14 protein-coding genes are annotated in these 14,299 nt (G+C 44.1%); 7 read left to right on the top strand and 7 right to left on the bottom strand.

What is annotated here, in order from left to right; genetic code table 11:
• Window positions 1-223: 223 nt before the first annotated feature.
• From hpf to AB3F25_RS03205, 4 genes are all read left to right on the top strand, one after another.
• Window positions 224-544 carry a ribosome hibernation-promoting factor, HPF/YfiA family gene (hpf, locus tag AB3F25_RS03190; protein ID WP_373604068.1) on the top strand — a complete coding sequence of 107 codons (321 nt, stop codon included), beginning with the start codon at window positions 224-226 and terminating at the stop codon, window positions 542-544.
• 168 nt (window positions 545-712) lie between these two features.
• Window positions 713-1,648 (top strand): LysR family transcriptional regulator, encoded by a 936-nt coding sequence (locus AB3F25_RS03195; RefSeq protein ID WP_373604069.1) that lies wholly within the window; start codon window positions 713-715, stop codon window positions 1,646-1,648.
• Window position 1,649: 1 nt separating this feature from the next.
• On the top strand, window positions 1,650-2,396 hold the full coding sequence (gene azlC, locus AB3F25_RS03200; protein ID WP_373604070.1) for an azaleucine resistance protein AzlC: 747 nt from the start codon (window positions 1,650-1,652) through the stop codon (window positions 2,394-2,396).
• Window positions 2,393-2,722, top strand: coding sequence for a branched-chain amino acid transporter permease (locus AB3F25_RS03205; RefSeq protein ID WP_373604071.1), 330 nt, complete (start codon window positions 2,393-2,395; stop codon window positions 2,720-2,722). The genes azlC and AB3F25_RS03205 overlap by 4 nt, the downstream gene beginning before the upstream one ends.
• Before the next feature lie 167 nt (window positions 2,723-2,889).
• On the opposite strand, the gene AB3F25_RS03210 is transcribed toward AB3F25_RS03205, so the two are convergent.
• Entirely contained in the window at window positions 2,890-3,819 is a 930-nt protein-coding gene (locus AB3F25_RS03210) for an AEC family transporter (protein WP_373604072.1), read from the bottom strand.
• 194 nt (window positions 3,820-4,013) lie between these two features.
• On the bottom strand, window positions 4,014-5,159 hold the full coding sequence (locus AB3F25_RS03215) for an RNA-guided endonuclease InsQ/TnpB family protein (protein WP_373604073.1): 1,146 nt from the start codon (window positions 5,157-5,159) through the stop codon (window positions 4,014-4,016).
• A gap of 95 nt (window positions 5,160-5,254) precedes the next feature.
• On the opposite strand from AB3F25_RS03215, the gene tnpA reads away from it, so the two are divergent.
• Complete coding sequence (gene tnpA, locus AB3F25_RS03220) at window positions 5,255-5,623, top strand: IS200/IS605 family transposase (RefSeq protein ID WP_373604074.1); 369 nt, start codon at window positions 5,255-5,257, stop codon at window positions 5,621-5,623.
• Window positions 5,624-5,729: 106 nt separating this feature from the next.
• On the opposite strand, the gene AB3F25_RS03225 is transcribed toward tnpA, so the two are convergent.
• The 3 genes from AB3F25_RS03225 to ffh all read right to left on the bottom strand — a co-directional run bounded on the left by AB3F25_RS03225 (window position 5,730) and on the right by ffh (window position 10,091).
• Complete coding sequence (locus AB3F25_RS03225; RefSeq protein WP_373604075.1) at window positions 5,730-6,068, bottom strand: hypothetical protein; 339 nt, start codon at window positions 6,066-6,068, stop codon at window positions 5,730-5,732.
• A gap of 179 nt (window positions 6,069-6,247) precedes the next feature.
• Window positions 6,248-8,494, bottom strand: coding sequence for a nitric-oxide reductase large subunit (locus tag AB3F25_RS03230; protein WP_373604076.1), 2,247 nt, complete (start codon window positions 8,492-8,494; stop codon window positions 6,248-6,250).
• Window positions 8,495-8,705: 211 nt separating this feature from the next.
• Window positions 8,706-10,091, bottom strand: coding sequence for a signal recognition particle protein (ffh, locus tag AB3F25_RS03235; protein WP_373604077.1), 1,386 nt, complete (start codon window positions 10,089-10,091; stop codon window positions 8,706-8,708).
• A 153-nt stretch (window positions 10,092-10,244) separates the two neighbouring features.
• Here ffh and AB3F25_RS03240 point away from each other — a divergent pair, with 153 nt between their 5' ends.
• Window positions 10,245-11,027: an inner membrane protein YpjD gene (locus AB3F25_RS03240; protein ID WP_373604078.1), complete on the top strand. Its 783-nt coding sequence runs from the start codon at window positions 10,245-10,247 to the stop codon at window positions 11,025-11,027.
• Window positions 11,028-11,116: 89 nt separating this feature from the next.
• Complete coding sequence (locus tag AB3F25_RS03245; protein WP_373604313.1) at window positions 11,117-12,385, top strand: HlyC/CorC family transporter; 1,269 nt, start codon at window positions 11,117-11,119, stop codon at window positions 12,383-12,385.
• A 349-nt stretch (window positions 12,386-12,734) separates the two neighbouring features.
• Here AB3F25_RS03245 and AB3F25_RS03250 read toward each other — a convergent pair whose 3' ends face one another.
• Complete coding sequence (locus AB3F25_RS03250) at window positions 12,735-14,045, bottom strand: nucleobase:cation symporter-2 family protein (RefSeq protein WP_373604079.1); 1,311 nt, start codon at window positions 14,043-14,045, stop codon at window positions 12,735-12,737.
• Window positions 14,046-14,117: 72 nt separating this feature from the next.
• Entirely contained in the window at window positions 14,118-14,288 is a 171-nt protein-coding gene (locus tag AB3F25_RS03255) for a hypothetical protein (RefSeq protein ID WP_373604080.1), read from the bottom strand.
• Window positions 14,289-14,299 lie beyond the last annotated feature (11 nt).

The following is a 14,299-nucleotide window of genomic DNA, read 5'->3' on the forward strand; positions in this document are numbered from 1 at the left end:
GATAATAAGGTTGGTTTTGTATTGAGCGTTTTTGGCTTGCTCGTCGTGGGAAACTTTTCGCTAAAAAGAAATGGCCGCTTTGAGAAATTAGAGCTAGATCATATTTTTAAACATTACTTCTTTTTTTTCATAGAAATGACTTGAAAACCCTTCTTTACGAAGCTATTTTGATACTAAATCAAACCGAACCGAAAGGTTCTAACAACGCGAAGAGGTAAATGCTATGACATTAAATATCACCAGCAAACAAATGGAAATCACCCCTGCAATTCGTGAACATGTGGAAGGTCGTTTGGCGAAATTGGAAAAATGGCACACACAATTAATTAATCCGCATTTTGTGCTGAATAAAGTGCCGAACGGTTTTACCGTGGAAGCTTCTATCGGCACGCCGCTTGGCAATTTGCTTGCGACGGCGACCGCGGAAGATATGTACAAAGCGATTAATGAAGTTGAAGAAAAATTAGAGCGCCAGCTCAATAAACTACAACATAAAAGCGAATCACGTCGCGCCGATGAGCGTTTGAAAGATTCTTTTGAATAGCATGACTGTCGGTTTTCGACGAAATTTTTCCGCTAAAATGCCAAGGTGAGTGCCTTGGCATTTTTTTGTGGAGTAAATATGGTTTTGTCACGCTGCTTTATTTTCTCTGATTTTAAATTATTGTATGATGCGCATTACATAAATTTGCTATGAAGATGAATATTTTTAATGAAACCGACTTTTCTTGAATTTCGACACCTTAAAACGCTGCTGGCGTTGAAAGAAACGGGTAGCGTGTCTTTAGCGGCAAAACGGGTTTATCTCACCCAATCCGCACTTTCTCATCAAATTAAATTGATTGAAGAGCAATTTGGTTTGCCATTATTTGAACGCAAAAGTAATCCGCTACGTTTTACCGCAGCCGGCGAGCGTTTAATTCGTCTTGCTAATGAGGTGATGCCGAAAGTGATCGATGCGGAACGCGATTTAACCCGTGTGAAGCATGGCGATGCGGGGCAACTGCGCATTGCGGTGGAATGTCACACTTGTTTTGACTGGCTTATGCCGGCGATGGATGAGTTTCGCCAACATTGGGGGCTGGTGGAATTGGATATTGTGTCCGGTTTTCATACGGATCCCGTTGGCTTGTTGCTTTCCCACCGAGCTGATTGGGCGATTGTGTCGGAATTAGAAGCGAATGATGAGGTGATTTTTAAACCGCTTTTTTCCTATGAAATGGTGGGTATTTGTTCGAAGGATCATTTGCTTGCGGCAAAAGAGGTTTGGGAAGCGGAGGATTTCGCCAATGAAACTTGGGTGACTTATCCGGTGCCGGACGATATGTTGGATTTGTTGCGCCAAGTGTTAAAACCCAAAGGCATTAATCCGACCCGTCGCACTACCGAACTGACCATTGCGATGATTCAATTGGTGGCCAGTCGGCGCGGTATTGCAACTGTGCCTTATTGGGCGGCTTTGCCTTATTTGGAAAAAGGCTATGTGGTGGCACGCAAAATTACTCAAAACGGCTTGCAGAGCAATTTATATGCGGCGATTCGCAAAGAAGACGAAAATTTAGCCTATCTGGAAGATTTTTACCAAACCGTGAAAGCGCAAAGCTTTTCCACCTTGCCGGGATTATCGGTTTTAGATTTAGAGAAGTAGTATGGATTTTTCTCTACAATTTTCGCCACAATATGCCCAACGCTATCCCGTTCGCGCGGCAGCCAAAGCTGCGCTTCCTTACAGTGCGCCAATGATTGCCGGATTTTTATTTCTCGGTATGGCGTACGGCATTTATATGAAGGCGCTTGGATTCGGTTTTTTATATCCGATGTTAATGGCGTTGTTAATTTATGCCGGCTCGGTGGAATTTATTGCCGCCGCCGCTTTGGTGGCGCCTTTTTCACCTTTGAGCGTGTTGCTGATTACGTTGATGGTGAGCGGGCGTCAGATTTTTTATGCCATTTCCATGTTGGAAAAATACGGCAGTTGGTTGGGCAGAAAGCGCGGCTATTTAATTAGTTCGCTGGTGGACGAATCCTTTTCGCTTAACTATATGGCGAAAATTCCGGCGCATTTGGACAAAGGTTGGTATATGTTTTTTGTCAGCCTTTATTTGCATCTTTATTGGGTGTTAGGTGCGGCGATGGGCAATCTATTCGGTCATATTTTGCCGGTAGATTTAAAAGGCGTTGAGTTTGCGATGACCGCGCTTTTTTTAGTGATTTTTGCGGAAAATTGGATGAAAGAACAATCTCACGAGAGTTCGTTACTCGGTTTATTTATTGCTTTTATTTCCTTACTGGCGGCCGGCAAAGAACATTTTTTAATTCCGACTTTACTTGGCATTTGGCTTGTTTTGACTTTGCGTCGCCCTAAATTAGCAACGAAATTGGAGGCGCTAAAATGACCTTGACCGAACAGATTGTGACTATCGGAATTTGTGTCCTTGCGGTGCAATTTACCCGTTGGTTGCCGTTTTGGGTCTTTCCGGCGAATCGCCCGATTCCGGAATATATTCGCTATCTTGGTAAAGTGTTGCCGGCGGCGATGTTCGGTATGCTGGTGGTGTATTGCTATAAGAATCTGGATGTATTGAGCGGTTATCACGGGTTGCCCGATTTTCTTGCCGGTGCGCTGGTATTGGTTTTACACTTTTGGCGAAAAAATATGTTCTTGTCCATCGCGGCGGGCACGATTTTCTATATGATTTTAGTGCAAAGGGTTTTTGTTTAATTTTTTACGAAATAGAAATTTTAAGGCAACCAATCGGTTGCCTTTTTCGTTGCCGTTTTTGCTTTTGCTGTTTTTGCTTTTTCAATGCGGTGCCAAATCGGCTTGTTGTGGGGCGATGATTTAACGTGCCGTCAGACGGGCTTTCAATGCGGTGCTAAATCGGCAGGTCACCACAACTGGTACAAGGCAATCACTAACGGCATTGTAAATACGCAAAGTAGCGTGGTGACGCCGTAAATTGCACTGGCTTTTTGTGCGTTATTGCCGAAAATCAGTGCCATTTGGGTGACGGTCGCCGCGGATGGGCTGGTGGTGGCGAGGAAACTGATGAGGGCAATGGTTTCGCCGTTTTCTAACCAGCCGGCAAAGCCGCAAAGTTTCACAACTGTCAACAAAAAAATCGGAATCAACAGCAAGCGGAGCGCGGTGACGAGATAGATTCGTTTGGAGGAAATGAGTTGTCGCAATGGGATCGAGGCGATTAGCATACCGGCAATCAACATGGCGTTCGGGCCGATAAAAATACCCACCGCCGAAAGCGTGCCGTTAATAAAATTCGGTAATTTAATTTGCAAAGCAAATAACAGTACGCCGATAAAAATTGACCATAAATTAATATTTTTCAACATTACTTTCAGACTTAAATTGCCTTTACCGACAATGATTAAGCGCAAATGCGTCCAAAATAAAAAGGTTTGCACCACGATAAAACAGGTGGCGTAAATCACCCATTCTTTACCGAATAATGACATGACAATCGGGATAATTAAATTGCCGCCGTTGGAATAAATGGCGGTGGCGTGTTCGATGGCGTCGAGTTTTAGTACGCGTTTTAGCAAGGCGCCGATGATGATTAAGATGAAGTGTAGAAATACGGCCATGCCGAGGGAGAGCATTAAGCCTTGCAGAATTTCCGGTTTGTAGTCAATTTGGAAGGCTTCAATCATAACGGCGGGGCTGATGATGTAAAGGCCGATAATGGAAAGCGGTTTGCTGTCTTCAGATTTGAGTAGTTTGGCTTTTACCAAACCGTAGCCCATTAACACAATAAGTGTGAGCTCGATAATTTTGCCGCCAAGTAAAAATGCGATGTCCATAGGAAGAAAAACAAGAATCAGAAAAATGTTGCGTTATTAGACTACAGTTAAATTGACATCCTCCTCCGCCCTAAAGGACGGGGATTCCTACTAGCTCCCACGCTTTGCGTGGGCTACTCTCGGTGGGTTCTTGCTGCTGACCTCTATTGAAGTTCACTTCACAAGCTCTACGGCTGTGTCCCAGCCTGATATGTTTACGCTTGGACGATGGCTCGCCCACGCTCCAAAATGTTTAACGCCCCAACCACATCCGCATTTTCTGTATAGCCACATTCTACGCATTCAAAATCAGCCTGCGTTTGCCGATTTTCCTTTGCGGTATAACCGCAACAAGGGCAAGTTCGGCTTGTATTTTGCGGTGGAACAGCCACTAAAAAACCGCCTAGCCATTGCGTTTTATAGTCCAACTGACGGCGGAACTCGAACCAAGATTGATCTAATATCGCTCGGTTTAAACTTGATTTCTGTTTCACATTCTTGCCGTGTTCTTCCGCTGTGCCTTTGGCTGATTTGGACATATTCAACACCTGTAAATCTTCAACGTAGATCATCGCGTGGTTTTTGCTGATTTTGCTTGAAGTTTGGTGCAAGAAGTCTTTACGACAGTTAGCGATTTTGTGGTGCAATTTGGCGATTTTCGCCTTTAATTTCTGCCAGTTTTGGCTAAATTTAACCTTATTTTTAAGTCGGCGTTGTAGTTTTGCCAGTTTGCCTTTATGGGTTTTAAAGGCATTTAACGGCTCAAAATATTTACCGCTTGAAAGCGTTGCAAACCGTGCAACACCCATATCTATGCCAATTTCTCCGCCTTGATGCGTTGGGATTTCATATTCAAATTCCGTTTGAATACTGGCAAAAAAACGACCGCACTTTTGGCTCACCGTGACGTTTTTAATTTCGCCGACGACATCGCGGCTGTTGCGATAGCGAATCCAGCCGATTTTCGGGAGATACAAGCGGTTATTTTGTTGTTCCAGTTTGCAACCTTGCGGAAAACGAAAGCTCTCTTTCAAGCCTTTTTTCTTGAATTTCGGGAAGTCAGAACGCTTTTGAAAGAAGTTTTTGAACGCACTTTCAAGGTCTTTTAACGACTGTTGAAGTACTTGAGAATGGCAATCTTTGAGCCAAAGTAGCTCTTTTTTCCAGTGCGGAAGCAGATTGGCTATTTTCGTATAACTGAACTTGACGCTATTATCTTGCTCATATTGCTCATATTGCTCATTCTGCCAAGCCAACGCCCGATTGAAGACAAAACGAGAGCAACCACAGAACTGCTTAATTCTGCGGATTTGTTCTCCGTTTGGCATTATTTCGAACTTAAAGGCTTGGCGTAGTTGCATTGGCAAGGTTTAGAATATGATTTTTCCCACATTCTACACTTGGTCTATGAAAAAAAGAAACTGAAATCAGACACGGTAGACATTGCATTTTTAATATGCACGTTCACTTAGTCTTTGTTACAAAATTCCGCCGTGATGTTTTTACGAAAGCGATTTTAGATGATCTCAATTTGATTTTCGAAAGCGTCTGCAATGATTTTGAAGCAAAATTAGTCGAATTTGACGGCGAAGACGATCACGTTCATTTACTCATTGAATATCCGCCGAAAGTGGCAGTTTCTACGCTAGTAAACAGCCTAAAAGGTGTATCAAGTCGAATGATTAGAAAGAAAAATTATCCAAGTATCCGAAAAAAACTTTGGGGCAATCAGCTTTGGTCACCATCTTATTTTGCCGGTAGTTGCGGTGGTGTACCCATTTCAATTATTCGCCAATACATCGAGCAACAACAAACACCCGATTAGTTAGCTTTGAAACGGCTACGCCGTTTGTGCCTTATATCTCCGCCCTGAAGGACGGAGTTTTACGGCACAGGGTTGATAAAAGGGCAAAATAATTTGCCCCGAAATTTTAAATGCAGCCGCCGCAACTGCCGCAGCGCCAATCTTCTTTGTTGACTGCACGATAAAATGCGCGCAGGGTTTGTTCTTCCAGCGGAATATTGTGTTCGTTAAACAGATCGGAAAGCCAGTCGATATTTTCTACAATCCAATCGTCTTCGCCTAAGCCTTCGCGGTATAGTTCGTCTTCCGGATCGATAAAGTTATAGATGTTTTCCGTGCCCATATCTTGGTCGCGACGCTCGCGCGGCAGGGTAATTGGCAAATCAAGGTAGGAAATCTCCCAATGGCCTAAACAGAGCGTATTGCCGAGCATCGACCAACGGGCTTTGAAAGGATTGTCATTCATGTTAAAGGTTGAGAGAAAAATTAAAGCACGAAGTATAAATTTCAAGGAAAAGAAAACCCATACGGTAATGGGTTGAAAGTTTGATAAAAATCAAGATTCGGAGAAATCTATTTAAGAATAAAAGTGCGATGAAAAAATTTCATCGCACTTTTTGTCTTTATGATAGGTATTTTATTGCATTACGCGAGTTTTTTCGGTTTAAGGAAAATCATTGTGAAGATTTGCCAGAAGAATGCTAGCGCACCGAAGATAAAGATGACATCACCTACGATACGAATCCAACGAAGCGTACCAAAGAGCGGTTGTTGCATAAATTCTTCACTACGTGCATACCACAAACCTTCTGAGATGCTGGCATAGCCTTGGATAATACCGATTGGTAGCAAGCTTGAAACGATCATTAGTACTAAACCGGCATTTAATAACCAAAAGCCCCATTTCATTAATTTGTCGTTAAATGGTGTATCCGGACGTAAATAGCGTGCGATTAAGAAAACAAAACCGAGTGCTAAGAAGCCATATACTCCAAATAATGCTGCGTGGGCGTGTACAGCAGTAGTATTTAAACCTTGTATGTAGTAAAGGGAGATTGGTGGATTGATTAAGAAACCAAATACCCCTGCGCCCAGCATATTCCAAAATGCCACTGCGACGAAGCAGTAAAGTGGCCATTTTAGACGTTCCATCCATGGTGCTTTTTGTTGCATAGCCCAGTGTTCCCACGCTTCATGACCAAGTAAGACCAATGGCACGACTTCAAGTGCGGAGAATGATGCTCCGACTGCAATAATTGGAGTGGTTACGCCGGCAAAGTATAAATGGTGGAAGGTGCCCGGAATACCGCCTATTAGGAATAATGCTGCTTCAGTGATAGTTGCAACTGTTGCAGTACGACGTGATACAAGTCCTAGGCTTACAAAAATAAATGAAAGCGCAGCAACCGAGAATACTTCAAAGAAGCCTTCTACCCAAAGATGCACAACCCACCAACGCCAGTATTCCATGATGGAAATATGGGTGTGTTCGCCATAGAACAACGCCGGGCCGTAGAATAAGCCGATAGCGATAACAGATGCAAAAAATAAGGCAAGTAAGTTTTTATCACCCGGTTGTTTAAATGCATTTACTGTTCCGCGTAGCATTAATACTAACCAGAATAAAATACCGGCGTATTTTACCGCTTGCCAGAAACGGCCTAAGTCAATAAATTCATAGCCTTGGTGACCGAACATAAAGCTTAAGTTTTCCGGCAGAATATGGGCAATCGCAAGGTAACTACCTGTGAATGAACCGATTACTAAAACGACTAATGCCCAGAAAAGTACGTCAACACCGAGTTTTTGATATTTAGGATCTTTGCCGCCATTAATAATCGGCGCTAAGAATAACCCACCGGCCAAAAATGCCATTGCAATCCAGAATAGCGCTGCTTGAATATGCCATGTGCGTACTAAGGAATAAGGCAAATATTGTGAAATATCAATACCATAGAATTCTTGTCCTTCCACTGTATAGTGCGCGACTACCGCACCTAAATTTACTTGAAGGAAGAATAAGGCCAACACGGTAAATAGATATTTGCCGAGTGCGCGTTGTGATGGTGTAAGTTGCAGTGTTGTGAGTGGATCTGCGCTTGGTGGAATTGGATCTTTCTCATCTTGGCGTTTTTTGAATGACCAAATCCACACCACAAAACCAATACCGGCAATTAAAAATACTACGCTGGCAATTGACCAAACTACATTTTCAGGTGTCGGCACGTTATTAATTAACGGCTCGTGAGGCCAGTTATTGGTATAACTTGCATGCGTGTTTGGGCGTTCTGCAGAGGCAGTCCATGCAGTCCAGAAGAAGAATTTAGTGAGATCTTGACGAGCCTGCAAATTAGGTAAGGTGTTGTCTTTCATTGCAAAGTGCTCACGCGTCACTTTTGTCGCCGGATCATCACCGTATAGAGAAATATAATAAGCTGCTGTCTTTTCAATTGCGGCTAAACGTGTATTGGATAGCACTACAGTGCCATTTTCATCAACACGACTGCCACGATATTCGCGGGTTAAACGTGCTTTTAGTAGCGTTTGTTGCTCTTCATTTAAATCGGCGAAAGGCTTGCTGTAGTCTTTTTGGGCTTCAATATCAAGCCAGTTTGTTAATTCACGATGTAGCCAATCTGCCGTCCAGTCAGGTGCTTGGTATGCACCATGTCCCCAAACTGATCCTAGTTGCATACCGCCTGTACTTTGCCAAGCCGTTTGCCCGTGTAGAATCTCATCGTGCGTAATTACTTTTTCGCCTTGTTCTGAAACATATTGTTGTGGAATAGGTGGCGCTTCTCGATATACCTCAAAGCCATAGTAGCCGAGAATAGAGAATGCTCCTATTAACACAGCGACCAGTAAATACCAAAATTTTTTATACTGTCCCATAATCACTCCTAGATTAACGGTGTTAATGTTGTTTTTTATAAAAGTACATTGTTTAGGCAAAATACCTGAAAGATTTTGTTGGATATTAAGCCTTAGTGAACTACTAAAATCCTAGTGATTTAGTATGGTATTATTCTAAGGTAAAAAAATGCAGTTGAAAACAAAAAAGTTTCAACTGCATTTTTAATTCGCTTTTGCCGGTTTTTTCGGATTAATGTCTGAACATACCTCCTAGTCCACTTAACCCGAGCCCACCGCCCATTAAGCCTTGCATGCCACGCATCATTTTCGCCATGCCGCCTTTGCGCATTTTCTTCATCATACGTTGCATTTCGTCGAATTGTTTGAGCAGTTTGTTCACGTCTTGCACCTGTGTGCCGGAGCCGAGCGCAATGCGACGGCGGCGGGAGCCTTTAATAATGTCAGGATTAGCACGTTCTTTAAGCGTCATAGAATTAATGATGGCTTCCATTTTCACGAACATTTTGTCATCCACTTGATTTTTTATGTGATCCGGCAGGTTTTTCGCGCCCGGCAGTTTTTCCAACATGGACATCATACCGCCCATTTTTTTCATTTCGACCAGTTGATCACGGAAATCGTCTAAAGTGAATTGATCGCCTTTTTTGAATTTTTGCGCCATCTTTTCCGCTTTTTCACGGTCAACGGAACGTTCCAAATCTTCAATTAAGGAAAGCACGTCGCCCATGCCAAGAATGCGTGACGCTACACGATCCGGATGAAATGGCTCCAAAGCATCGGTTTTTTCGCCGACTCCGAGGAATTTAATCGGTTTACCGGTAATTTGACGAATAGATAATGCCGCACCGCCGCGCGCGTCGCCGTCCACTTTGGTGAGAATCACACCGGTCAGCGGCAACGCTTCATTAAAGGCTTTTGCCGTATTTGCCGCGTCTTGCCCGGTCATGGCATCTACGGTGAACAGGGTTTCGATAGGATTTAACGCGGCGTGAACCTGCTTGATTTCATCCATCATTTCGTGGTCAACATGTAAGCGGCCGGCGGTATCCACGATAAGCACGTCGTAGAATTTCAACTTGGCTTCCGCCAAGGCCGCTTTGGCAATGTCCACCGGATTTTGTTTTACATCGGACGGAAAGAAATCTGCATTCACGCCTTGTGCAAGGCTTTCCAGCTGTTTGATTGCGGCCGGGCGATATACGTCGGCAGAAACGACCAACACTTTTTTCTTGTGACGTTCGCGTAGAAATTTCGCTAATTTTCCTACGCTGGTGGTTTTACCCGCCCCTTGCAAACCGGCCATTAAAATTACGGCGGGCGGTTGAGTGGCTAAATTCAGGCTTTCATTGGTTTCGCCCATGGCATTTTCCAGTTCGCGCTGAACGATTTTTAGGAATTCTTGCCCCGGCGTTAAACTTTTATTGACTTCTTCGCCCAATGCGTTGTCTTTCACTTTGGCGATGAATTCGCGCACTACCGGCAAGGCGACGTCGGCTTCTAATAAAGCCATACGCACTTCGCGTAAGGTGTCTTTAATATTATCTTCGGTTAAACGGCCTTTGCCCGTAATATTACGCAGTGTTTTTGAGAGGCGATCGGATAAATTTTCAAACATATTCAATCCTGTTTTTTGATGACAAAAATTGCCGTGATTATACCGAAATTCGGGCGTTTTTCATCATTTCAAACAAATTTATAGCGAATTGAGAATGACAACGCTAGAATAAGAACCATTCTTAACATTAAGCATCACATCGAGACAATAAATATGGGTTTTGCCTTTTTTTCAATTTTGTTCTATTTAATCAGCGTACTGATGATTGCGCCGTCACTCGCGGCGGATAAAACCGTGCGTCGCCCGCGCAAAACGCCGTTCTTTTTGACCGCGCTTTTGGCTATTGTGTTGCATATCGCAAGCCTTTATCCTGCATTGCAGGGGCTTGCGTCGGATCACACTTTTACGGTGGTGGAAATCAGTTCGTTGATGAGCGTCAGCAGCACCGCATTGGTCACCCTTGCCATGCCAGCGGTGAGTTCCATTTGGTTTTTATTGCCGATCGTGTTTGCTTTTTCTATCTTTAACCTAATTTTGGCAACCTTTATGCCTAGTCATATGATTCAATTATTGAATCAGGATTCGGCAATGTTGTTCCATATCGGTTTGTCGATTTTCACTTACGCCGTGTGCTTTATTGCAATGCTTTATGCCATTCAAATCGCGTGGATTGATCGTACGTTAAAATCGAAAAAAACCGCATTTTCACCGGTTATGCCTTCCTTAATGATGGCGGAACGTCATTTTTCCCGTTTATTTGCTGTCGGCGAATTATTGCTGACGTTTACGCTGATTTCCGGAATTTATCATTCTGTGCATGCGATGAATGCGGAAAATATTCACAAGGCGTTATTTTCATTTTTCGCTTGGATCGTATTTGGTATTGCGCTTTTCGGCCATTGGAAACGCGGCTGGCGCGGAAAAAGGATGATTATTTACGCTGTTTCAGGTATTATCCTGCTCACGATTGCGTATTTTGGCAGTCGATTGATTTAGAAAATGAGGGCGAATTAGATTCGCCTTTATTATTCCGTCGGCAACCATGATAGCCCACGGGTATGATTAACTCACAAAAGGATTTTCCCTTGGACAGTATCCCCCTTAGTAGCTTATTTATCACGCTTGTTATTTGTTTAATCTTATCCGCGTATTTTTCCGGTTCTGAAACCGGTTTACTCTCCGTTAATAAATATCGCTTACGCTTTCTGTCGGAACAAGGCAATAAAGGCGCACAAAAAGCCGAAAAATTGCTTGAAAGACCCGATACCTTATTAAGTTTTATCCTTATCTTTAATAATTTAGTGAATATCAGCGCTTCGGCCATTGCGACCATAATCGGTATGCGTTTATATGGTGATGCGGGTGTCGCGATCGCAACAGGTTTGCTGACCTTCGTGATGTTGGTTTTTTCTGAAATTTTCCCGAAAACCGTCGCTGCCATGTATCCGGAGAAAGTGGGGCTTTTTTCCAGTCATATTTTGACGGTATTACTGAAGATTTTTTATCCCGTCGTTTGGTTTATGAATATCTTTACCAAAAGTTTGATGAAAATCATCGGCTTAAAACCGGATTTACAGAAACAAGTCATTAGTCGCGAAGAGTTGCGCAGTATCGTAACCGAAGCGGGCGAAGCCACGCCGGATGAGCAGCATCCGCAAATGTTGCTGTCGATTTTGGATATGGAAACCGTCACGGTGGACGATATTATGGTACCGCGCAACGAGATCGGCGGCATTGATATTGATGACGACTGGAAGGCGATTATGCGCCAACTTAACCACGCCGCGCATAACCGTGTCGTGCTGTATAAAGGCAGTCTTGACGAACAGGTGCTCGGTATTTTACGTGTGCGCGAGGCATTTCGTTTGTTGCTTGAGAAAAATGAATTTACCAAAGAAACCTTAATTCGTGCGGCAGATGAAGTGTATTTCATTCCGGAAGGTACGCCGTTAAAAACACAATTGGCGAATTTCCGCACCAATAAAGAGCGCTTTGGCTTGGTGGTGGACGAATACGGTGATATTAAAGGTTTGGTCACATTGGAAGATATTTTGGAAGAAATCGTCGGCGATTTCACCACCTCAACCGCACCAACTATCGATGAAGAAGTGACGCAACAATCAGATGGATCGATGATAATCGAAGGTTCCGCCAATCTTCGCGATCTGAACAAAATGTTTGGTTGGGAACTCGACACCGAAGATGCGCGCACTTTCAACGGTTTAATTCTTGAGCATTTGGAAGAAATTCCGGATGAAGGCACCGTATGCGAAATCGATGGCTTGCAAATTACTATTTTAGAAGTGGCGGATAATATGATTAAGCAGGCAAAAGTGGTAAAACTGCCGGCTTAAAAAACGTTTAAAAAACAAACCGCCCTTTTGGAGACAGAAGGGCGGTTTTGTTTTTTGAGGCGATTTTGAGTATTTGGCGAGATTTTATCAATTATCGGATTTTGCTTGATGGACGAGTTTTTTTCTTTTACTTGAGCAACACGCACAAAACTACCTGCGCGAAGTATGACTTTGAGTCTGCACCACAAAATAGCACCGCATTGGAAGCCGTTTCAATGCGGTGCTGTTTGGTAAGGTCATTTTGGAACCGCTGCATAATTTCTCAGGTTCTTCGAAAATAAAAAAACTGTCCCAACGGGCTGAATTATGTGTCATCTAGGGTAACTGCTTTACCTAGCGCAGAGCCCGATTAATTTTTTTCTTTCGCCGCTTTATCTTCCGGCAAAACTAAATTGAGAATTAAGGCCAATAATGATCCCACGGTAATGCCGGATCCCAACACTTCTTTGAAAAAGTGCGGAAGTTTATCAAGCAATTCAGGACGGGTAGTGACGGCTAAACCGCAGCCGATAGAAATGGCGATAATCAAGCCGTTGCGTTTGCTGCGTTCCACTTTATCCAGCATTTGAATGCCCGCTGCGATAATCATGGCGAACATCATTAAGCCTGCGCCGCCAAGCACAGGAAGCGGAATGGAGACGATTAACGCACCGAATACCGGAAATAGCCCGGCTAACGCCAATAACACGCCGGTAAGCGCGACTACGTGACGGCTTGCCACGCCCGTTAAGGAAATTACGCCGATATTTTGCGAGAACGAGGAAAATGGCGTAGTGGACATAATAGCCGCCAATGCGGAGCCCAAACCGTCCGCCAAAACACCGCCGCGTAAGTGTTTACCGGTGATTTCCGTATTGGTCGCATTACCGAGCGCAAGGAAATTGCCGCTGGATTCTACAATCGTCACCAAATACGCAATAGACATACCGATAATTCCGGAAAGCGGGAATGCTAGACCGAAGTGTAGCGGTTGCGGTACGGCGAACGCTTGTGCATTATGCACGCCATCGAAATTTACCCAGCCTAAAATTAAGCAAAGTACGTAGCCGGTCATCATGCCGATAACGATGGCTGCGGCAGAGAAAATGCCCTTACCCCATTGCACTAAGGCCACCACAATAACTAATACGAAAGTCGCCATCATCAAATTTTCCGGTGTGGCGTAGTCGGCGTCGCCACGCTGACCGCCGGCGAACCAGTCCACCGCTACCGGAATCAGGCTTAAACCGATCATCATCACCACCGTGCCGGTGACTACCGGCGGGAACAGCTTGCGGATATACGGCATAAAAAAGCTGCCGATGATCATGACCAGTGAGCCGACCAAAGAGGCGCCTAAAATACCCGGCACGCCATATTCGCTAAAGCCGATGGCAAGTGCCGCCGCTACGAAGGTAAAACTGGTTCCCATTACGCTTGGCAAGCGGATACCGATCGGGCCCAAGCCTTTACATTGAATAATCGTGACGACACCGGAAATGAGCAGCGCCGCGTTGACTAACGTAATGGTATCTGCGGTCGGCAGTTTTAACACATTGCCGATAACTAAAGGCACCGCAATAATGCCGCCCAATGCGGCTAATAGATGTTGTGCGGCAAGCAGAAGACTTAAGCTGAAAGGCGGTTTATCTTCCACCGAATAGAGAAGTTGGTTGTTCATCGTGGATCCTTATAAATTAAGAGCGGCGAATTATACGCGAAATCCTTGTAAAGACAATCGTTTGCGCATTCACTAAAAGAAATGGCTGATGTCGAATGTGATGTTGAAATAGCACCGCATTGAAACTGTTCGATGACGTTGCGAGAGGGATTTTAATTCCAATCCGCGTTTATCACCGCGTGCGCTACCGTCCATAAAAACAGTAGGGTGATAACGCGGCCAATCCGATTTTTTATTCGACATTTTGCTTTCTT

It is taken from the genome of Aggregatibacter sp. HMT-949, from assembly GCF_041734645.1.
Classification (GTDB): domain Bacteria; phylum Pseudomonadota; class Gammaproteobacteria; order Enterobacterales; family Pasteurellaceae; genus Rodentibacter.